Origin of the sequence: uncultured Xanthomarina sp., assembly GCF_963971605.1 — a bacterium.
In the GTDB taxonomy this organism is placed as follows: Bacteria; Bacteroidota; Bacteroidia; order Flavobacteriales; family Flavobacteriaceae; genus Xanthomarina; species Xanthomarina gelatinilytica.
In genome coordinates, this window is the sequence record NZ_CAXATZ010000008.1 from 57,661 (window position 1) to 78,777 (window position 21,117).

The window sequence follows — 21,117 nt, forward strand, 5'->3', positions numbered from 1 at the left end:
TTTATCTTATCTACAAACTCAATAAGAAAAAGTAATCTTTTTATAGAAATACATTTTTATTCCATTACTTTTGCAGAGAATTTTGGTTTGATGTTGCCACAAAGAATTTTTTTCGAGGATTGTTTAAAAGGTCCCCAAACAAGTTCGGGATGGTTTCGCCAATTAAAAGGGAATCAAGTGAAAAGCTTGTTGATTACAGATTGCCGATTGAAGGACAACGGGTTCCAAAATCAGTAATCAAAAACAAATCATCAATCTTCATTCTTGAACTGTTCCCGCAACTGTAAGCTATTAAGCTTCATGTAAACTTCAATGTCACTGTCCGATGTTTCGGAATGGGAAGACCTAACATGAAGACGCAAGTCAGGAGACCTGCCAAATTCAAAAAAAATAAGTCAAACTTTCGGGACAAAAGTTGGGTATGAAATTCATGCTATTCTCGAGCAATTATTAATTGAAATGAACAAAAAAACATTTGTTTTTGGCGTACTTTGTGGTATGTCATTATTTACTGTTGCACAACAACAAGCCGTGTCAACAGAAGTAGAAACCTTAGAAGAAGTTGTAATAACAGATTCTAAATTTTATTTAAACCGTGAAAATTCCGGAAAGGTTATTACCAAAATAACTTCAGAGGAGCTTGAAAAGCAGCAAGGAAAATCGGTTGCTGAAATTATTAATGCAACAGCAGGAATTGAAATCAATGGTGCCAATAGCCAAGCTGGACAAAATTTAAATTACTATGTAAGAGGAGGAAAAAACCGACAGGTATTAATTCTTATAGATGGCATAGCTGTATCAGATCCTTCACAAATAGCTAACGATTACGATTTACGTTTATTAAATGCCAATCAAGTAGAATCCATTGAGATTTTAAAAGGTGCTTCCAGTACACTTTATGGATCTGGAGCTGGAACAGCAGTGATTAACATAAAACTGAAAGAAGCATCCAAAAAAGCGATATCTGCAAATTTTAAAAGTACTATTGGTACCAATCAGTCCCAAGAAGACACCAATTACAACTTAAATAACTTTCAAAATAATGTTTCTGTAAATGGTACTTTAAATAAGTTAAGCTACTTGGCGAGTTTTGGAAATCAGTATACAGATGGTTTGTCGTCTTTAGCAAATGGCACCGAAACAGATGTGTACAACGCCATTAATGGTAACTTGAAATTGGGTTATAGATTTTCTGAAGCGTTTAAAATGACAGTGTACGGAAGTTGGGATAAGTTTAAAGCCGATTTTGACGATGGGTTTGCTAGTATGGATTCCAACGACCTATCAACAACCAAACAACAGAGATACGGATTTTCGCCAGAATACACCTATAAAAAAGGGAGTCTCTCCTTAAATGCAGCCTATAATAAAGTAGAACGTGACATAGAATCCAGTTATCCTGCTTTATACAATGCTGAAAGTTTTACAGCCGATTTGTTTAACAGATATACTTTTAGCAAAACACTTTATACAGTTTTGGGTGTACAGGTAAAACAAGACCATATGGAGAGTTTTACCATTCCTTTTGGTGGAACCGATTTTGAGCAAGGTATTGATCCGGAGATTGCCAAATATACAAATGTAGATCCTTATGCAAATGTGGTTTATGTCTCAGCATTTGGTTTACAAGTAAATGCTGGAGCACGTTTAAACAATCATAGTGAATATGGCAACCATGTGGTTTACAGTTTAAACCCTTCTTATAAAAAGGATTTTAATTTTGGCTATTTAAAAGGGTTGGCTAGTTATGGTACTGCCTATATTACACCTTCATTATATCAACTTTTTGATCCCTTATATGGCAACAAGGACCTGCAGCCTGAAGAAAATGCCACGTTTGAGGTTGGAGCAGAAATTCATTTCAATGATAAAGCTACTGTAAGTGTGGTTTATTTTAACAGAAAGGAAGAAAATTTTATAGATTTTGTTGATTTGGGAAGTTGGGTTTATCAATATCAAAATGTTAATGAAAACTTTACGGCAAGTGGTATTGAATTTGTTGCCGATTATAATATTACAAAAGCATTAAAACTTTCGGCAAATGCCACTTACACAAAGGTGGACGAAGATTTAAGTTTAAGAATTCCAGAATTGAAAGTAAATGGTTTGTTGGGCTATCAGCTTTGTGAATCAACCTTTATGAGTGTTTCTTACCAGTTTACAGATAGTAGAACAGATTCATTTTATAATAACATAAGCTATATGAATGAAGAGGTTAATTTAAAAAGTTATAACCTGTTGGATTTTTATGTGAGCCATAACATTTTAAATAATAAAATGACTCTTTTTGCTAATGTTACAAACATTTTAAACGAAGATTATCAAGAATTGTATGGCTATTCTACAAAAGGCAGAAATGTGAATATTGGATTTAGTCTTACTTTGTAAGTATAATTGAATTTGTCAATCAGAAACCTACCTGTCGGGAGACAGGTAGGTACAACTGAAGCATCCTTCATTTAGTTAAAATGAGATTCATCACTTTTTATTGAATGACATTGCTATTTTCCATCAATATACATCCTGTTTTTTGTCAAAGTGAAATCCTTGCTATCTCCAACCAGTTCCAGGTTGCTAAACGGTTGCAAGGAAATCTTACCAGTATCAACAATATGTTGTAAAGCAATGGCCAACAGAGTTTCATCAGGATCTCCTAAAACCCCTAAATTCCCATACGTCTCCTTAGCAGGGAAATTTGGATAAAGACCATCAATATAGTCTGTGTTTCCAACAGCATTCAGTGTTTTTAAAACCAAGGGTTGCATGGCATAGGTATGTGTTGGGTTAATATTTTGACCACTAAAATCGGGAGAATCGTAAAGGGTTATGGAGGCTTGGTACTTTCCAGTGGTAGCTGTTCCAATTTGTATAACCTCAATATATGGATTTAAACAATTAATCACCAATTCACTGGCAGAAGCAGTGCTTTTGGATGTAAGTACATACACCTTTCCAAGATTTAAGCTGTTCAATGGTGTGCCATCATCATTATTTGTAAACGTGTAAATTAAAGCATTTGGATCCAATTGCGATTGTATGTCGCTATTCCATTGTTGTGTTGCAAAAGTCTGTCCTGTAAATTGTCCGGTAATCATACTGGATAATAAAATAGCAGTATTAACAGATCCACCAGAATTGTATCTTAAATCCAGTACCAAATTCTGAATGTTTTGGGATTGAAAATAATTAAAGGTATCGTTTAATTGCGAATCAAAATCCCTTGTAAACCCATTATACATTAAATAACCCACATTTTGATCTGCTATTTGCAGAACTTGTTTGATGAAAATAGGGTTTTCGGTATAAGGTGATTTTGTTAGGTTCACACTCGTGTTGGTAGGTACTACAAAATCATCTTCGGTCTCTGGTGTGCCATTATCATTATAGGTAGCAAGATTAATAGTGTAATTATTTGGGCTTAATAACTGTCTGTAATTATCTAGGTTTAACGAGACACCATTTACTGCATTAAAAATCATACCTCGTTGTATGCCTTTGTTTTCGGCATCTGTATTGGGTAACACATAACGTACATAAGCAAAAATATCATAGCTGGTACTGGAAAACCTCACCAGGCCAAACTCCATGCCGTTATTGTAGGTGGTTCCGTTTAGTTGTTGTTGTAACTCTATGTAGTTATCGGTTATCCAACTAAACCTATCTATGGTTTGTCTTTGGTACATAAGACTTTCAAAACAGTCTTCGGGAGCAGTAAAACTATTTAAAAAAGTTTCGTATTCAGAAGCTGTAAATCGATCATCTGCTAAATCTGGTACGTTATCTTTATACAAGTAATACCTGTTTAAACCTTTCCAAACAAAGTCGTTTAGGTCTTTCGTGGAAATAGGACTATCGTCCAAATCTTCAAAGCAACCTACAGTTATAAAGGAAATAAAAAATAATATGAAGAGTAATTTTAGGTTTTTCATAATTATAGCAAGGCTTTTCTAACTTTTAACAGGAATAAAAATACTTACTTTATCTTAGACTAAAAATTTTTTGTAACAAAACAATACATGTATCGTCGTAATAGTAAACAGGCATAAACCAACTGTTTCAAACCAAACCAAACAAAACTATGACACAGGCAGAATTTTTACATATTGTCATGCCTTTTAAAGACAAAGTATTTCGTTTAGCAAAACGCTTGCTGGTTTCAAAAGAAGAAGCTGAGGACGCTACACAGGAAATTTTGTTGAAACTGTGGAATAATAAAACAAAAATTGAGGAATATAAAAATGTGGAAGCATTTTCTATGACGATGACAAAAAATTTTTGTTTGGATAAATTAAAATCAAAACATGCACAAAATTTAAAAATTGTACATAGTAATTATCAAGACAACAACACGTCTTTACAAAAACAAATAGAATTAAACGACAGTGTTGATTGGGTGGGGAAAATAATAGAAAATTTACCTGAACAACAGAAAATGGTCATTCAATTAAGGGATATAGAACAATATGAATTTGATGAGATTGCAAAAATGTTGGATATGAACAACACTGCGGTTAGAGTGGCTTTGTCCAGAGCGAGAAAAGCAATAAGAGAACAATTAACCAATACGCATAGTTATGGCACCAAATAAAATAGAAAAGTTACTAGAAAAGTACGAAAATGGGGAAACAAGCCTAGCCGAAGAGCAGCAGTTAAAAAGCTATTTTTCACGAGAAACCGTTGCGCCTCACTTAGAAATGTACAAACCTATGTTTGCCTACTTTTCAGTAAATCAAAAAGAAACGTTTACCAAAACCGTTCCATTAAAAACCAAAAGAATCTTTAATTACAAGTGGATTTCGGTTGCAGCTGTGGCAGTTCTTTTATTAGGTTTCTATTTTAGCATGCCACTGTTTCAAGAAGATGACGATCTAGGAACTTATGACGATCCTATGATGGCTTATAACGAAGTGGTTAAATCTTTGGAGTTAATTTCCACCAGTCTTAATAAAGGCACCCAAAAAATAAGTTATCTCAATCAAGTGGAAACAGGCATGTCTAAAGTTAATTATCTAGGCGAAATGGAAACCAAAAGCAAAATTATATTTAAATAAACCTCCTTTACGCCAAGCTTAAAGGACTAAACAATGAACAAAAAATGAAATCGATTAATAATTTAAAAACAAGTAAAATGAAAAATAAAGCAATCCTTTTTTTAATGGCTATCATGTTATTGCCATTAACATCCATGGCACAGGATATTTTTGCCAAATACAGCGAAAATCCAGATGTAACGTATGTGTCCATTAAACCAAAAATGTTTCAAATGTTAGCTAAGATGGACATCAATTCTGATGATCCTGAAGCTCAAGAATACATTAAAATGGTTAATAGTATAACCAGTTTTAAAGTGATCACTACAGATAACAAAGCCATTTCCAGTGATGTATCCAAATGGGTTCAATCCAGAAAAAGTTCTTTAGAGGAATTAATGGTTGTAAAAGACGATGGCGTAAACATGACTTTCTATGTAAAAGAAGGTAGAGACGCAGATCATGTGAGTGAATTCCTTATGTTTGTTGATGGTTTAAGTGCTGTTACCAAAGACGCAAATATTAATATGAATGGCGAAAAACGAGAGTTTGAAACCGTTGTGGTGTCTTTAACGGGAGATATAGATTTAAACCAAATATCGAAACTTACCCAAAAAATGAACATTAATGGTGGTGAACATTTAGAAAAACAAGAAAAAAAATAATTCCATGAATCCATCAATCAAATTAACATTTTTTAGCTTACTGGCATGTATCATGCTGGTAAGTTGTAATAATGGGGAATCTTTACAAACGTATTTTGTAGATAATCAAGAAACACCAGACTTTATTTCTGCCGATATCCCTACAACCATTGTGGAATTGGATCAAACCACCTTAACAGAGGACCAAAAGGAAGCATATAATTCGGTTAAAAGATTAAATTTTTTAGGATTTAAACTTACCGAAAACAACCAAGATGCCTATGCCCAGGAACTTTCAAAAGTAAAATCTATTTTAAATGACAAAAAATACATTGAACTTATGGAGTTTAACGATAGAGCTGCAAAAGTAGTGGTTAAATATATAGGTGATGATGATGCAGCCGACGAATTTATTGTGTTTACCAGCTCCAAGGATATGGGCTTTGGGATTGTAAGAATTTTAGGAAACAATATGAGACCTGAAAAAATGGCAACCTTAGTTGGTGCCATACAAAACGCAGATATAGACAGCTCGCAATTAGAAGATATTGCAGGATTTTTTAAATAACAACCTTTAAAACACCCTTTCAACAGGCTTGAAAGTAATAAAAAAGGCTTCTAAATAATTAGAAGCCTTTTTTGTAAATTATAAAATATCCTCTTCGTTTAGGGCTGAAACGGTTTCCTCTTCAACCTCCTGACTTTTTTGTTCTTTTTCAAATAATTTTTTGTTGGTGAACAAATTAATAACAACCAATAGAAACAGAATTAAAAGCACAGCTACAATAACATAATTACCTAAGATACCAATTATTCCAGAGATAGAAAACCCTAAAACCACCACAGTACAGAGAATTAGCGATTGTTTGTCTGTAAGTATCATGTTATATTCCTGTATAGTTACTTGGTGTAATGGCTTTTAATTCTTTTTTAATGGCATCTGAAACCTCTAAGGTATCGATAAAGTTTGAAATGGAGGTTTGAGTGATTTTTTCGTTGGTTCTGGTCAAACCTTTTAAAGCCTCATAAGGATTTGGGTACGCCTCACGACGTAAAATGGTTTGAATGGCTTCAGCCACAACAGCCCAATTGTTTTCTAAATCCTCTGCAAACTTACTTTCATTTAGCAATAATTTGTTGAGACCTTTTAAAGTGGATTTAAACCCAATAAGTGTATGCCCAAAAGGCACACCTACATTACGTAACACAGTACTATCGGTTAAATCTCGCTGTAATCTGGAAATAGGAAGTTTGGCTGATAAATGCTCAAAAACGGCATTGGCAATACCCAAATTGCCTTCGCTATTTTCAAAATCTATTGGATTTACCTTATGTGGCATGGCACTACTGCCAACTTCACCAGCTTTTATTTTTTGTTTAAAATAATCCATGGACACATAGGTCCAGATGTCTCTATTTAAATCAATTAAAATGGTATTGATGCGTTTTATGCAATCAAACAATGCAGCCATGTGGTCGTAATGCTCAATTTGTGTGGTTGGAAAAGAGTGTTGTAGGCCTAGTTTTCCTTGCACGAAATTTTTCCCAAAAGCTCTCCAGTCTATATGTGGATAAGCCACTTTATGAGCATTGAAATTTCCAGTGGCTCCACCAAATTTTGATGCACTTGGAATATCGTTCAACAAATTAAATTGCTCTTCCATTCTTACAACAAAAACGTTAATTTCCTTTCCTAAACGCGTAGGGGAAGCCGGTTGGCCATGGGTTCTGGCTAACATTGGTATCTGTTCCCATTCCTTGGAAAGCTCTTTAAGTTTGTTTAGAAGTATGTTGAATTCTGGAACATACACCTGATTCATGGCCTCCTTGATACTTAAAGGAACTGCTGTGTTGTTTATATCTTGTGAGGTCAACCCAAAATGGATAAATTCCTTGTATTCTGAAATGCCCAAACCATCAAACTTTTCTTTTATAAAATATTCAACAGCTTTCACATCGTGATTGGTCACTTTTTCAATTTCTTTAATGGCAGAAGCATCTATGGTCGTGAAATTTTTATAAATAGCCCTTAAATCTTCAAACAAACCAGTGTTGAAGGTTTTTAGTTGTGGTAAAGGCTGTTCGCATAAAGCAATAAAGTATTCAATTTCTACTTGAACACGATATTTTATTAAAGCTTCTTCAGAAAAAAATGGTGCCAATTCGTTTACTTTATTTCTGTAACGGCCATCAATAGGAGAAATAGCATTTAAGGATGTTAAAGACATGTGTTGTGTTGGTTTTGTGCATTTTCACTACCGTTTGAATGCGAATTTGAAAGCTGCAAAGATAAGGAAATCATTAACGATAGACGCTTAAAGCATAACGATTTTTTTCTATTTTTTATAACATATTCCTAAAGGATTTTTAAATTTTTTGAACCTATTTTTTTATTTTCTTTAAAATATGTTTTGCTCTTGCTTTAAAACCGGAACTTTGCATTTGGAAATCCCGTTCTAAAATGAGCGCCAACTCTGGATGGATCCATTCAACATCTTTTCCAAACAAGTAAAGCGTGTTCATGGAATAGGCTTTGGGAGCAATTTTTTCATCGTTTATCATGTAATCAAAACACGTTTCAATAATCCGTTCTTTATGTTTGGCTTTTAAGGTTTGTTTTAAGGCATTTTGCTCTTTGGAGTAGTAAGCTTTTGCAACATGCTCACAAATTTTGGCTATGGGTCTTACAGCTGGATCTAAATGAACTTTGTGGATGTTTTCGGTAAACACATCCAGATAAGGTAAGAGCATTTTCAAATTTTCACCACATACAAATTCCAGGACCCAAGCAGCACGACAGGACATGTCATCATTTACCATAAATAGTATTTCCAATAATTCTGGCAACAAATCTGGGTTCTCAATAATATAATTGGCATAATGCAAACGCTTTTCCCGCGAATGGTTTACATAATTTAATTCGTTATAAAGTTGTTCTTTAGTCACTGGAAATTCATATTTTTAGGTTTTAAAAATAGTTAAAATGAAATCAACATGTAAAAATCATGTATTTATTATGTGTTTTGAATGCTAATTTTCAACATTCAAAGTATTAAGAAACCATTATAGAATATAAAAAACAGAGATATGAAAATCATTAAAAAAATACTCATTCTATTGCTTGTGGTATTTGTGGTTGCACAATTTTTTGGGCCAGAAAAAAACGTAGGTGAACTGGCTTCCATTGAACCTTTTTTGTCAGAGACCAATCCACCAGAAAATATTAAGGCCATTTTAAAGGAAAGTTGTTATGATTGCCATAGCAATGTTACCAGATATCCTTGGTACAATAACATTACTCCTGTTAATTATTGGTTGGCAGATCATGTAACCGATGGTAAGAAGCACTTTAACATGTCTAATTGGGAAGGCTTATCCACAAAGAAAAAGGACCATAAGTTTGAAGAATTAATAGAAATGGTTGAAGAAAAAGAAATGCCTTTGCCTTCTTATACATGGACTCATACAGAAGCCAAACTTACCGATGCTCAAATACAGGATATGGTTTCTTGGGCAAAACAAGTGCGATTTAAATATAGCTTGGAACCAAAACCTGATTAAATAATGTTAGTTGTGGTTTATAGATTTAGTGACTGCCACATTAACAAAATACATTCGAGTATTTGTGACAAAAAAACTTCTAATCATTGGTTATGTATGGCCAGAACCCAACAGTTCTGCTGCTGGAAGTAGGATGCTGCAACTTATAGAGCTCTTCCTGTCGTATAATTATACCATTACTTTTGCGAGTCCTTGTGCCAAAAGCGACAAAGCTTTTAATCTGGAAACAATAGGCGTGAAGCAAGTTGCTATCGAGCTCAACAATGTTAGCTTTGATGTTTTTGTGAAAACACTTGATCCACAGATAGTCTTCTTTGATAGATTTATGATGGAAGAACAATTTGGTTGGAGAGTGGCAGAGCAATGTCCTAATGCCATTAAAATACTAGACACTGAAGACTTACATGGTCTTAGAAAAGGAAGACAAGAGGCTTTAAGGGCAGGAGAATCGTTCAATTTGAATCATTTATACAACGACACTTCAAAACGTGAAATTGCAAGTATTTACAGGTGCGATTTAAGTTTGATTATTTCTGAAGCAGAGATGGAACTCTTGAAAACAGATTTTAAAGTTCCAGAATCTTTGTTGCTATACGTGCCATTTTTACTTAACCTCCTTTCGACATCTAAAATTGAAAAACTTCCAAATTTTCAAGAAAGACAGCATTTTATAACGATTGGGAACTTTCTTCATGAACCTAATTTCAATGCTGTTTTATATTTAAAGGAAACCATTTGGCCTTTGATACGTAAACAGTTGCCTAAGGCAGAATTACATGTTTTTGGAGCTTATGCGTCTCAAAAAGTGACCAATTTGCATAATGAAACCCAAGGTTTTTTAATTAAAGGGTTTGCTGAAGATGTATCCAAAGTAATGGAAAAAGCAAAGGTGTGTTTGGCTCCCATTCGTTTTGGAGCAGGCTTAAAAGGAAAGCTGGTTGATGCCATGACGTCTGGAACACCATGTGTTGTCACATCAGTAGGAGCTGAAGGAATGTTTGGTTCTTTAAAACCCAATGGTTTTGTGGTGGATAACCCTATAGATTTCTCGAATAAAAGTGTGAAATTATATCTGGATGAAACGTTATGGTTTGAAAAACAACAAAACGGTATTGAAGTTTTAAACAAACGTTTTCAAAAAGCGTCCTTTCAAAACAATATATTGGAAAGAATAGAAGGGATTAGCATGCAACTAGAAACACATCGATTAGAAAATTTTACAGGACAAATGCTGCAACATCAATACCTGCAAAGCACAAAATATTTAAGCAAATGGATTGAAGAGAAAAACAAATAATAAGATGTTACTCTTTCCATTTAATGTTACAGCCAATACTTGGTTTTTGAGTATTGTTGTTGTTTTTGTTTTCTATTATGCAATTCAAGGCATGGCGCACATCTGCTCCTGTAACGGGAATATTGTTTTCAGGTCTGGAATCATCCAGTTGCCCTCTGTAAATCAATTTTAAATCTTGGTCAAACACATAAAAATCGGGTGTGCAGGCAGCTTGATATGCTTTTGCCACTTGTTGGGATTTGTCATATAAATATGGAAAAATAAAACCTTGCTCCAAGGCATTTTGTTTCATTTTGTCTGGTGCATCTTCTGGATAATTTTCAACATCGTTGCTGGAAATAGCAATAAAATTCACCCCTTTGCTTTTGTAATCTTTCGCCATTTGGCTAATTTCTTTATTCACGTGTTTTACAAAAGGGCAATGATTGCAAATAAACATGATAACCGTTGCCTTTAAACCTTTTAGTTTTTCTAAAGAATAATTTTTTTCCGAAACGGTATCCAATAAATTAAAAGTAGGTGCTTTTGTTCCTAAAGGAAGCATGTTTGAAGGTGTTCTAGCCATATGTTGTAAATTTAATCTAAAAATATAAATTACAATTTTATAATCAATAATCCAAATGGAAAGGAATTACTTGGATATACTTATATTGCAACTTTATTTGTTTAAAATCAATATAATTTTCACTAAAAAAAACGAACCAATCAAATTTTTAAAAATGAGTGATACCATTCAGTTTGAAGACTTTGCAAAAATAGATTTACGGGTTGGAACCATTATAGAGGTAGCCAATTTCCCTGAAGCTAGGAAACCAGCTTATCAGTTAACAATAGATTTTGGTGAATTGGGAATAAAAAAAACCTCTGCACAAATAACAACACTTTATAAAAAAGAAGAGTTGCTGCAAAAACAAATCGTAGCCGTTGTAAATTTTCCAAAAAAACAAATTGCCACTTTTATGAGCGATTGTTTGGTTTTAGGAGCAGTAAATGGACAAGATGTTGTTTTGTTGAACCCTGAAAATAAGGTGAAAAACGGCTCACCAGTCTCATAAATTCATGTTGGAACTTGATAAGGTGAAAATTAATTTCGATAACCAAAGCCTTTGGGTATTAAACATAGCCTTGGCAGTGATTATGTTTGGTGTAGCATTGGGGATAAAACCAGGGGATTTTAAACGCTTGTTCAAACAGCCCAAACTGGTGTTGATTGGAGTGTTGCTGCAATTTGTTTTATTGCCATTGATTACTTTTTTACTGGTTTTAATTATACAGCCGCAACCAAGCATAGCTTTGGGTATGATGATGGTTGCAGCTTGCCCTGGAGGTAATATTTCCAATTTTATGACGCATCTTGCCAATGGAAATACAGCACTATCGGTTAGTTTAACTGCGTTTGCCACTTTTATTGCTGTGTTTATGACGCCATTTAACTTTCAGTTTTATGGATATTTGTATGAGCCAACCTCTTTACTGTTAAAAGAAGTTCAGTTAAATCCTTTGGAGTTATTGGAGCTTGTGGTTGTTATATTAGGAATCCCTTTGGTCTTGGGTATGTTGTTTCGGGCAAAAAACGAAAACTTGGCAATATTAATTTCAAAACGTTTAAAACCATTATCTATTTTAGTGTTTGTGGTGATAGTTGTTATAGCTTTTACCAATAATATTGATGTATTCAATACCTATGCTCATCATGTAATTGGTATTGGAGTCCTGCATAATTTTTTGGCCATTTTACTTGGTTTTATGGTTGCAAGAGCCTTTAAGCTGTCATATCAAAATCAAAAAACATTGGCTATAGAAACTGGAATTCAAAATTCTGGATTGGGATTGCTGCTCATTTTTACTTTTTTCAATGGTTTGGGAGGAATGGCCATTATGGCTGCATTTTGGGGCATATGGCATATAGTTTCAGGCTTGGTTATCTCTTATTATTGGTCTTATAAAGAAAAGAAAATATTGGAAGTATCTTGAAAAAACTTTGGTTACATATGGTTAGGGTTTACCTAAGCATGGGACTTTTTTTTTATTACAAAAAAATAAGTGTTGTTAAGGAAGAAGTTATTCCTAAAAACAAACCTATTTTGTTATTGTCCAACCACCAGAATGCTTTAATTGATGCTTTATTGATAGCTACCACTTCTGGAAGGTTTTCTTATTTTTTAACGCGAGCTAGTGTGTTTAAGAAAAAGTTGGTTTCAAAATTGCTATACAGTGTAAACATGTTACCAGTATATAGGGTTAGGGATGGTTGGAGTACCATAAGTAAAAACAATTACATATTTAAAACTTGTACCCAGAAGCTTAAAAACAACGAAGCAGTTGCGCTTTTCCCTGAGGGGAATCATCATATAAACAGAACGGTTAGGCCCTTAAGCAAAGGGTTTACCCGAATTATTTTTGAAACTTTGACCACATACCCGGAATTGGATTTGCAATTGGTTCCCATTGGTTTAAATTACAAAGAAGGGACTACTTTTGGAGATAGCGTGGCCTTGTATTATGGCAAACCCATTCCAGCAAGAACCATGGTTTCTACATTTTCCAATCAAGAAATAGTAGCTTTAAGACACATTGTACAAGAAAAATTAAAGGGCTTAACCACACATATAGATGCAGAGGTTTACAAGCAAACCATTGAGAAATTAAACTTGTTGCAGGTTGATTTTTTAAATCCGATAGCAGTTAACAAATGTATTGAATCACATTTCAAAGATTGTCAAAGTACAGTAAAAACCAATAACAACGTAATCAAGCAAATTTTTAGGGGCTTGCTCGTTTTAAGTCTTTTTGTGCCTGTATTCATTTGGAGATATTATGTAAAGCCTAAAATAGTTGAGGTAGAGTTCATCGCTACATTTAGGTTTGCCATTGCCATAACCTTGGTGCCTATTTGGATGTTGCTTTGTGCTGTATTTATGGCATTTTATTTTGGTTTGGTCTATGCCTTGGTCTATTTTATAACTGTCTTGATTATAGCTTTGCTAAGTGTCAAATTGTAATTTTTATGTATAAAAAAAAGCCACTACGGAGTAATGGCTTTTTAGGTATAAGTTTTGTTTTTTAAATGTCGTCAAAATCCACATCCGTAAATTTTTCAGTAGAAGAGCCATCCACAGACGTTTCCACTGTGTCTGTATCATATTCTTTTTTAAAGTCTTTTTGATGACGCTCACTGATGACTTCATCTCCTTTTTCGTTAATGATATAATCTGTCATTTCATTTAAAATACTGTTGAACTCTGTAAAATCTTCTTTGTATAGATAGATTTTATGTTTTTTATAATGAAACGAACCATCATCGTTTGTAAACTTTTTACTTTCAGTAACAGTTAGGTAATAGTCTCCAGCTTTAGTAGATCTAACATCAAAGAAATAAGTTCTTCTTCCAGCTCTTAATACTTTAGAAAAAATCTCTTCTTTCTCCATCATATCATTATTATTCATAATCGTATTGTTGTTTATAATAGTTTTCCAAAAATCTAAAAAAAAGAGTTACCAACCAACATTTTGTGTTATTTCTTTTCATTCAATTTACAACAAATGTTTAGAATTAAAACAACTTTTATTGTAACTAACTGTCCTTTAATAGTTATTGATTGGTTTCGCTTAATTGCTTTAAGTATAGATTTTTGTAGTAACCATCAGTGTTTATTAAGCTTTCATGATTTCCAGATTGTACAATGTTACCATCGTCCAGGACAATAATTTGATCGGCATTTTTAACCGAAGAGACTCTGTGGCTCACAATAATGGTTGTTTTACCTTGAGCCAAATCTTGCAGGTGCTTTAATATCTGTTCTTCGGTTTCTGTGTCTACAGCAGATAAAGAATCGTCAAACAATAAAATCTTTGGGTCTTTAATTATAGCTCTTGCAATTGAAATACGCTGTTTTTGACCTCCTGACAAGGTGATGCCCCTTTCTCCCAAAACGGTATCGTAGCCTTTGGAAAAGCCCATGATGTTATTGTGTACTTGTGCATATTTTGCTGCTTGAATAACTTCTTGGTCTGTAGCATTTTCTTTCCCAAATTTAATGTTGTTTTTTATGGTGTCAGAAAACAAAAAAGCATCTTGAGGTACATAACCAATGCTGTCCCTTAAACTGGTTAAATGAAGTTTGTCTATAGGTTTTTGATCTATGAGTAACTCGCCTTTATCAATATCATAAAGCCTTCCTATTAAATCTAAAATGGTGGATTTTCCCGATCCTGTTTTACCAATAATGGCCAAGGTTTTACCGTGTTTTAGTTTAAAAGAAATGCCTTTCAGGGCTTCAATATTCGTATCGTTGTAGGTATAATGTACATTTTTAAACTCAATGTCACCAATAATGTTTGAAGGTTCTTGGGCTGTATTGGTAATTTCCGGTGTAATTTTTAAAAATTCATTGATTCGCTTTTGGGAAGCTTCTGCTTGCTGGACAATAGAGGTTACCCAACCAACGGTTGCTACTGGCCAAGTAAGCATGTTTACATATATGATGAATTTTGTAATAACACCCAAGCTAATGTCGCCATGAATATATTGAAGTCCACCCACATAAATTACAATCAGGTTGCTAATACCTATAAGTAAAATCATCATAGGGAAGAAGAAGGCGTTTACCTTTACAAGGTTTAATTGTTTTTGTTTGCTGGTTTCTGATAAATCATGGAAGTTTTTTGAGGTTATGGTTTCCAAACCATAGGCTTTAATGATGGAAATGCCACTAAAAGACTCCTGGGTTGAAGAGGATAAATGCGACAAATATTGTTGGACTATGGTACTTCTTTTATGTATTTCCTTACTTAACTTATAAATAATAAAAGACAATATAGGTAAAGGAATAATGGTGTAAAGCGTTAATAAAGGCGCTTGTTTGTACATAAAACCTATGGATATGGCAAATAAGGTAATGGTGTTGATACTGTACATAATGGCAGGACCTACATACATGCGTACACGCCCAACATCTTCACTTATTCTGTTCATTAAATCTCCAGTACGATTGTTTTTATAGAATTTTAAAGGCAGCACTTGGTAATGCTTATAGATTTCATTTTTTAAATCGTATTCTATGTATCGCGACACATTTATTATGGTTTGCCTCATAAAAAAGGTTAAAATACCAGTAATCAAGGCAGCTCCAATAATGTATACTATGTTTATTAATAGCTCTTTTTTAACAGTAGCAATATCTGAAACTTCACCTTGAAGGTATTCGTTAACCACATCAATGGAACTCCCAATAAGTTCTGGAGTGAACAAGAGAAAAATTTTAGAGACAATGGTTATTAGGATCCCAATAATTATTTGCCATTTATACTTAAAAAAATACTTGTTAAGATGTTGTAGTTCTTTCATTTAACTTATGGAAACAGATAAAGTTTTTAACAATTTCGCTTTTTAGCATTAATAATTTGTGTAAACCTTAATAATGGACTAATTTTGCACGTTGTTTTTAAAAAAAATCTAAAAACACAACCTATAACTTTAAAATATAAAAAAATGGTTACAGACGTTATCAACGCAAACGAACTTCACAAAGCTGATCCGGTTTTCGGTCAACTTTCATTCGATAATCATGAACAAGTTGTGTTTTGCAACGACAAAGATACAGGATTAAAAGCAATAATTGGAATCCATAATACTGTTTTAGGTCCAGCACTTGGAGGAACCAGAATGTGGAATTACACCAATGAATGGGAAGCTTTAAATGATGTGCTTCGTCTTTCTAGAGGTATGACATATAAATCTGCCATAACCGGATTGAACCTTGGTGGTGGTAAAGCCGTTATCATAGGAGATGCAAAAACTCAAAAAACGCCAGAGTTAATGAAAAAATTTGGTGAGTTTGTTCATTCTCTAAGTGGAAGATATATTACTGCTGAAGATGTTGGAATGGAAACAGCAGATATGGATTTGGTAAGACAGGTAACCCCTTATGTAACAGGAATATCCGAAGAGTTGGGTGGAGCTGGAAATCCGTCTCCTATTACAGGCTATGGAGTTTTTATGGGAATGAAAGCTGCTGCTAAATTTAAATTTGGTTCAGATGTCTTGGAAGACAAAACGGTTTTTGTTCAAGGTATTGGGAATGTTGGGGAAGCCCTTGTAGAGCATTTAGTGGACGAAGGAGCCAAAGTAACCATAGCAGATATCAACCAGGAACGTTTGGAAGCCATCAGAAAAAAATATGGTGTTACCATTTATGGTGGCAGCGATTTATATTCAGAAGACATGGATATTTATGCGCCATGTGCTTTAGGAGCCACTATTAACGATGATACCATATACAAACTTAAAGCCAAAGTTATTGCTGGAGCAGCAAACAATCAGTTGGCTGTTGAAGAAAAACATGGTAAAATCCTTCAAGAAAGAGACATTGTATATGCACCAGACTTTTTAATTAATGCTGGAGGTATCATAAATGTGTACGCAGAGTTGGAAGGTTACGATAGAAAGGAGATTATGCGTAAAACCGAAAATATATACAATACTACCTTGGAAATATTATCAAATGCTAAAACGCATAACATCACAACCAACCATGCAGCTTTAAACATAGCTCAAAATAGAATTGATACAAGAAAAAAAGAGAATAAGAGATAATTCTTTAAAATAATATTATTTTTGCCAGGCGAGAGTTACAAAACTTTCGCCTTTTTAATTGAAAGCAGATTGTTGTTTATATAAAACAGGAATTTCATATAAAATTACACATTAAAGTTCTTTGTACATATGCTAAACAGAAGACATATTAGAATTAAAGTCATGCAAACTATCTATTCCTTTAAAGGAGGTGAAAGTGATAGTTTTGATAAAGAGCAAAAGTTTTTGCTACACAGTTTAGATAATATTTACAACTTGTATTTATTATTGATTTCCTTACTAATAGAAATCCAAAAAAAATCTGAAGATTACCTGGACAAAACCAGTAAAAAACACCTTGCTACCAAGGAAGAAAAAAATCCCAACAAAAAACTGGTAAACAACGAAGTGCTTTTAATGCTAAAAAACAATGTCTTGCTTCAAGATGAATTGGAACAGAGAAAGATCTCCAATTGGGATTTGGATTCCGAATATGTGGATGTTATTTTCCGTGAAATATTGGCAAGCGATCTGTATGCTCAATACATGCAAACCAAAACCACCAGTTTTAAAGAGGATAGAGCTTTTGTGGTAGATATTTTTAGCGACATTATAGCTCCAAATGACAAATTGTACGATTATCTGGAAGATAAGAACTTGACATGGATAGACGATCTGCCAGTGGTTAACACTGCCATTTTAAAACTTTTACGTAAAGTAAAACAAGACGCCTTGGCAACGTACTTTTTACCAAAACTCTATAAAGACCTGGACGATAAAGCTTATGCTATTGAACTGTTTAAAAAAACACTGTTAAACCAATCCAAATTTTCTGAAGTCATCAAAGGCAAGACCCAAAATTGGGACTCAGAGCGCATTGCCAGTTTGGATACGGTTTTATTGAAAATGGCTATTTGCGAAATCCAGAAATTCCCTTCTATTCCTATAAAGGTAACCATAAACGAATATTTGGAAATCGCTAAAGAATACTCCACTCCAAAGAGCAGTATTTTTATAAATGGGATTTTGGATAAGTTGGTAAAAGAATATCAAGAAACCGATACCTTAAATAAAACAGGTAGAGGGTTGATGTAGTTAGAAATTATTATTACTTTTACAAATTAAATTAAACAAAAAAAATAATTTATCATGAAAAAAGCAATCTTAGGGTTATCAGCTCTTTGTTTAATAGCATTTTCATCTTGCAAAGAAGATGCTTCAAAAAAAATCAATGAAGAAAACGTTGCTGTAGCAGCAGAAAGAGATGCAAATTCTTCAAAATTTCCAGTAATTACATTTGATAAAACGGAACACGATTTTGGTGAAATTGAATCCAAACAAAACGTTGAAACTGTTTTCAATTATACAAATACTGGAGAAGCACCACTGGTAATAACAGATATTAAAAGTTCTTGTGGTTGTACAGTTCCTCAAGATTGGAGTAAAGAACCATTACAACCAGGGGAATCTGGTCATTTTACTGTAAAGTTTAATGGAACTGGAGCCAATAAAGTTTCTAAAACAGTTACCATTACTGCCAATACAGAAGCAGGAAAAGAAACTGTAAAAATTACTGCTTTTGTTAAACCAGATCCTAATGCACCAGTAAAACCAGCTCAAGCAAAAGCACCAGTTGGAGCCATGGGAGCACCAGCTGCCGTAAAATCCAGTACACAACCAGGTCACGAAGGTCATAACCACGATTAATTACATGGGAGAAGGAATTAGTAGTTTTTTGCCGTTTATTTTAATGTTTGTAGTAGTGTATTTCTTTATGATTGCACCTCAAATGAAACGTCAAAAACAAGAAAAAAAGTTTGCTGCCGAGTTAAAACGTGGCGATAAAGTAATTACTAAAAGTGGCATGCATGGAAAAATTGTTGAGTTAAACGATGCTGACTCCAGTTGTGTTATTGAAACACTTGCTGGAAAAATAAAATTCGACAAATCTGCCATTTCAATGGAAATGAGTAAAAAGTTGAATGCTCCTGCAGAAACTAAAAAGTAATTAGTTTAGATACTAATATAATAGAAAAAAGCTTTAGAAGACAATTCTTCTGAAGCTTTTTTTAATAAAGGTTGAATCGATAACATTAGGTAGCTGGAAATTCATTAACGGTTTTTGTATTTATCGTTTAATCCAACACCTTTTAAAATCATGGGTTTTATTTTTTCCAATCTGGACATTTTGGTTTTTTTCTGCTTGGCCAATTCTATATATTCACAATATTCACGTTGTTTTCCTGGAGTAAGTGCCTTAAAAGCTGCTTGAAAGTTTTTATTGGTTTCCAATGCAATTTGTAACTCTTTGGGAATAACAATCGTTTTCCCCATTTTTTCTGGTTTTATCTCTTTGCCCAATTTTTGATTTTCTATGGCTTCTGTCACATAAGCCAAAACAGCATGTTTGTCTACGTCATCTATGGATTCAAATCGCATTTGTCTTAAGCCCTTTGTTTTTTCTTGGGCTTGTTCCAAGAGATTGTTTTTGTCTTTTAAAAAAACACCATTAAAAAACCATATCCCAAAATGATTTTTAAAAGCTCCAAGTCCAACCACATTCTTACCATTTAATGTATAAACAGGAGCATTCCATTTGAGGGTTTCTTCCAATTCAGTAGTGTTGATAAGATCTCTTAAAAGCGATAAAGCCTCACCAAAATGGGAGTTTTCTTCTATATACTCTTCAACAGAACTTACTTTTTTCATTATGGGGTTTTTTGAAATTAAAAAATCACAATTTTTCTAAATCCGTTAGTTTTTGGCTTTTAAAGCCGTTAATTCTGCTATTTTGCAAATTACTTCTGTTGCTTTTATCATGCTTTCCACAGGAACATACTCATAACGACCATGAAAATTATGACCTCCAGCAAAAATATTGGGACAAGGTAGGCCCATATAACTTAATTGTGAACCATCTGTTCCACCACGAATGGCTTTTATTAAAGGTTTGATGCCAAGTTGTTTCATGGCTTCTTCGGCAATATCCACAATATGCATAACAGGTTCCACCTTTTCTTTCATATTGAAATATTGGTCTTTGATGTCTATGGTAATAACCTCTCTTTCGTATTGTTCATTGATATCGTTGGTTAATTTAACCATAACTTCTTTCCTGGCTTCAAAATGTTGTTTGTTGTGATCCCTAATAATATACTCCAAAATGGTTTCTTCAACTTCCCCTTGAATGGAGTACAGATGGAAAAAGCCCTCATATCCTTCGGTATGTTCTGGTGTTTCCAACCTTGGTAAGGAATTGATGAATTCGGTTGCTATATACATGGAATTAACCATTTTTCCTTTGGCATATCCTGGATGTACAATCTTGCCTTTTACCTTTACCACAGCTCCAGCAGCATTGAAGTTTTCGTATTCCAACTCACCAATTTGGCTGCCATCCATGGTGTAGGCCCAATCTGCACCAAATTTTTCAACATCGAATTTATGGGCACCACGACCAATTTCTTCGTCTGGAGTAAAGCCAACACGAATAGGTCCATGTTGTATTTCCGGATGATTGATCAAATACTCCATCGCCGAAACAATTTCTGTGATCCCAGCTTTATCGTCTGCTCCTAAAAGGGTTGTACCATCTGTGGTTATAAGTGTTTGCCCTTTGTAAAGCAGCAAGTCTTCAAAATAGTCTGGAGACAATACAATATCTTCTTCGGCATTTAAAACAATGTCCTTGCCATTGTAATTTTCCACTATCTGAGGTTTTACATTGGCTCCTGTAAAATCTGGACTGGTATCAAAATGCGATATAAAGCCTATGGTTGGTACTTCATGATCCACATTGCTTGGTAAGGTTGCCATAATGTAAGCATTCTCATCTATGGTAACATCTTGCATACCAATGGCTTTTAGTTCTTCAGCCAATTTGTTGGCCAAATCCCATTGTTTTTTGGTGCTTGGTGTGGTATCGCTTTTTGGATCGGATTCCGTGTCTATGGTTACGTAGCTTACAAATCTGTTTATTATATGTTGTTTGTCTATCATCTTGATATGTTT

General features: G+C 33.9%; 23 protein-coding genes and 1 riboswitch. Of the genes, 14 read left to right on the top strand and 9 right to left on the bottom strand.

Annotated elements, in window-relative coordinates:
• Positions 1-133 precede the first annotated feature (133 nt).
• A riboswitch (cobalamin riboswitch) is annotated at positions 134-395 on the top strand.
• A 64-nt stretch (positions 396-459) separates the two neighbouring features.
• Complete coding sequence (locus AACY93_RS05010; protein WP_286853237.1) at positions 460-2,388, top strand: TonB-dependent receptor plug domain-containing protein; 1,929 nt, start codon at positions 460-462, stop codon at positions 2,386-2,388.
• Between the two features lie 113 nt (positions 2,389-2,501).
• Here AACY93_RS05010 and AACY93_RS05015 read toward each other — a convergent pair whose 3' ends face one another.
• Positions 2,502-3,929, bottom strand: a complete 1,428-nt coding sequence (locus tag AACY93_RS05015; RefSeq protein ID WP_286853236.1) for a S41 family peptidase — start codon at positions 3,927-3,929, stop codon at positions 2,502-2,504.
• Between the two features lie 149 nt (positions 3,930-4,078).
• Here AACY93_RS05015 and AACY93_RS05020 point away from each other — a divergent pair, with 149 nt between their 5' ends.
• The 4 genes from AACY93_RS05020 to AACY93_RS05035 all read left to right on the top strand — a co-directional run bounded on the left by AACY93_RS05020 (position 4,079) and on the right by AACY93_RS05035 (position 6,242).
• Positions 4,079-4,588: an RNA polymerase sigma factor gene (locus tag AACY93_RS05020; RefSeq protein WP_286853235.1), complete on the top strand. Its 510-nt coding sequence runs from the start codon at positions 4,079-4,081 to the stop codon at positions 4,586-4,588.
• Positions 4,575-5,051, top strand: a complete 477-nt coding sequence (locus AACY93_RS05025; protein WP_007649914.1) for a hypothetical protein — start codon at positions 4,575-4,577, stop codon at positions 5,049-5,051. Before AACY93_RS05020 ends, AACY93_RS05025 begins: the two co-directional genes overlap by 14 nt.
• 77 nt (positions 5,052-5,128) lie before the next feature.
• Positions 5,129-5,695, top strand: a complete 567-nt coding sequence (locus AACY93_RS05030) for a DUF4252 domain-containing protein (RefSeq protein ID WP_286853234.1) — start codon at positions 5,129-5,131, stop codon at positions 5,693-5,695.
• Between the two features lie 4 nt (positions 5,696-5,699).
• Positions 5,700-6,242 carry a DUF4252 domain-containing protein gene (locus tag AACY93_RS05035; RefSeq protein WP_286853233.1) on the top strand — a complete coding sequence of 181 codons (543 nt, stop codon included), beginning with the start codon at positions 5,700-5,702 and terminating at the stop codon, positions 6,240-6,242.
• Between the two features lie 78 nt (positions 6,243-6,320).
• Here AACY93_RS05035 and AACY93_RS05040 read toward each other — a convergent pair whose 3' ends face one another.
• The 3 genes from AACY93_RS05040 to AACY93_RS05050 all read right to left on the bottom strand — a co-directional run bounded on the left by AACY93_RS05040 (position 6,321) and on the right by AACY93_RS05050 (position 8,620).
• On the bottom strand, positions 6,321-6,557 hold the full coding sequence (locus AACY93_RS05040) for a hypothetical protein (RefSeq protein ID WP_286853232.1): 237 nt from the start codon (positions 6,555-6,557) through the stop codon (positions 6,321-6,323).
• Between the two features lies 1 nt (position 6,558).
• Positions 6,559-7,902, bottom strand: a complete 1,344-nt coding sequence (gene purB, locus AACY93_RS05045) for an adenylosuccinate lyase (protein WP_286853231.1) — start codon at positions 7,900-7,902, stop codon at positions 6,559-6,561.
• Between the two features lie 154 nt (positions 7,903-8,056).
• Entirely contained in the window at positions 8,057-8,620 is a 564-nt protein-coding gene (locus AACY93_RS05050; protein ID WP_286853230.1) for an adenylosuccinate lyase, read from the bottom strand.
• 141 nt (positions 8,621-8,761) lie between these two features.
• Here AACY93_RS05050 and AACY93_RS05055 point away from each other — a divergent pair, with 141 nt between their 5' ends.
• Complete coding sequence (locus AACY93_RS05055) at positions 8,762-9,235, top strand: heme-binding domain-containing protein (protein ID WP_286853229.1); 474 nt, start codon at positions 8,762-8,764, stop codon at positions 9,233-9,235.
• 64 nt (positions 9,236-9,299) lie between these two features.
• Positions 9,300-10,532, top strand: coding sequence for a glycosyltransferase family 4 protein (locus AACY93_RS05060; RefSeq protein ID WP_286853228.1), 1,233 nt, complete (start codon positions 9,300-9,302; stop codon positions 10,530-10,532).
• A 7-nt stretch (positions 10,533-10,539) separates the two neighbouring features.
• Here AACY93_RS05060 and AACY93_RS05065 read toward each other — a convergent pair whose 3' ends face one another.
• On the bottom strand, positions 10,540-11,097 hold the full coding sequence (locus AACY93_RS05065) for a thioredoxin family protein (RefSeq protein ID WP_286853227.1): 558 nt from the start codon (positions 11,095-11,097) through the stop codon (positions 10,540-10,542).
• Between the two features lie 154 nt (positions 11,098-11,251).
• Here AACY93_RS05065 and AACY93_RS05070 point away from each other — a divergent pair, with 154 nt between their 5' ends.
• Genes AACY93_RS05070 through AACY93_RS05080 form a run of 3 tightly spaced genes read left to right on the top strand, consistent with a single transcriptional unit; the run spans position 11,252 to position 13,534 of the window.
• Positions 11,252-11,587, top strand: a complete 336-nt coding sequence (locus tag AACY93_RS05070; RefSeq protein WP_286853226.1) for a tRNA-binding protein — start codon at positions 11,252-11,254, stop codon at positions 11,585-11,587.
• A gap of 4 nt (positions 11,588-11,591) precedes the next feature.
• Positions 11,592-12,506 (top strand): bile acid:sodium symporter family protein, encoded by a 915-nt coding sequence (locus AACY93_RS05075; RefSeq protein WP_286853225.1) that lies wholly within the window; start codon positions 11,592-11,594, stop codon positions 12,504-12,506.
• Between the two features lie 38 nt (positions 12,507-12,544).
• The gene (locus tag AACY93_RS05080) at positions 12,545-13,534 is read left to right on the top strand and encodes a lysophospholipid acyltransferase family protein (protein WP_286853224.1); all 990 of its coding nucleotides are present in this window, start codon (positions 12,545-12,547) and stop codon (positions 13,532-13,534) included.
• A 61-nt stretch (positions 13,535-13,595) separates the two neighbouring features.
• Here the strand turns inward: AACY93_RS05080 and AACY93_RS05085 are convergent, their stop codons facing one another.
• Entirely contained in the window at positions 13,596-13,979 is a 384-nt protein-coding gene (locus AACY93_RS05085; protein WP_007649934.1) for a PUR family DNA/RNA-binding protein, read from the bottom strand.
• 145 nt (positions 13,980-14,124) lie between these two features.
• The gene (locus tag AACY93_RS05090) at positions 14,125-15,879 is read right to left on the bottom strand and encodes an ABC transporter ATP-binding protein (protein ID WP_286853223.1); all 1,755 of its coding nucleotides are present in this window, start codon (positions 15,877-15,879) and stop codon (positions 14,125-14,127) included.
• 144 nt (positions 15,880-16,023) lie between these two features.
• On the opposite strand from AACY93_RS05090, the gene AACY93_RS05095 reads away from it, so the two are divergent.
• The 4 genes from AACY93_RS05095 to yajC all read left to right on the top strand — a co-directional run bounded on the left by AACY93_RS05095 (position 16,024) and on the right by yajC (position 19,114).
• The gene (locus tag AACY93_RS05095; RefSeq protein ID WP_286853221.1) at positions 16,024-17,127 is read left to right on the top strand and encodes a Glu/Leu/Phe/Val dehydrogenase; all 1,104 of its coding nucleotides are present in this window, start codon (positions 16,024-16,026) and stop codon (positions 17,125-17,127) included.
• 162 nt (positions 17,128-17,289) lie between these two features.
• Positions 17,290-18,201 carry a transcription antitermination factor NusB gene (nusB, locus tag AACY93_RS05100; RefSeq protein ID WP_286853220.1) on the top strand — a complete coding sequence of 304 codons (912 nt, stop codon included), beginning with the start codon at positions 17,290-17,292 and terminating at the stop codon, positions 18,199-18,201.
• Positions 18,202-18,255: 54 nt separating this feature from the next.
• Positions 18,256-18,813, top strand: coding sequence for a DUF1573 domain-containing protein (locus AACY93_RS05105; protein WP_286853218.1), 558 nt, complete (start codon positions 18,256-18,258; stop codon positions 18,811-18,813).
• A 4-nt stretch (positions 18,814-18,817) separates the two neighbouring features.
• The gene (gene yajC, locus AACY93_RS05110; RefSeq protein ID WP_286853217.1) at positions 18,818-19,114 is read left to right on the top strand and encodes a preprotein translocase subunit YajC; all 297 of its coding nucleotides are present in this window, start codon (positions 18,818-18,820) and stop codon (positions 19,112-19,114) included.
• Between the two features lie 104 nt (positions 19,115-19,218).
• Here yajC and AACY93_RS05115 read toward each other — a convergent pair whose 3' ends face one another.
• Both AACY93_RS05115 and pepT read right to left on the bottom strand, forming a co-directional pair.
• On the bottom strand, positions 19,219-19,815 hold the full coding sequence (locus tag AACY93_RS05115; RefSeq protein ID WP_286853215.1) for a DUF1801 domain-containing protein: 597 nt from the start codon (positions 19,813-19,815) through the stop codon (positions 19,219-19,221).
• Between the two features lie 45 nt (positions 19,816-19,860).
• Positions 19,861-21,105 carry a peptidase T gene (gene pepT / locus AACY93_RS05120; protein ID WP_286853213.1) on the bottom strand — a complete coding sequence of 415 codons (1,245 nt, stop codon included), beginning with the start codon at positions 21,103-21,105 and terminating at the stop codon, positions 19,861-19,863.
• Positions 21,106-21,117 lie beyond the last annotated feature (12 nt).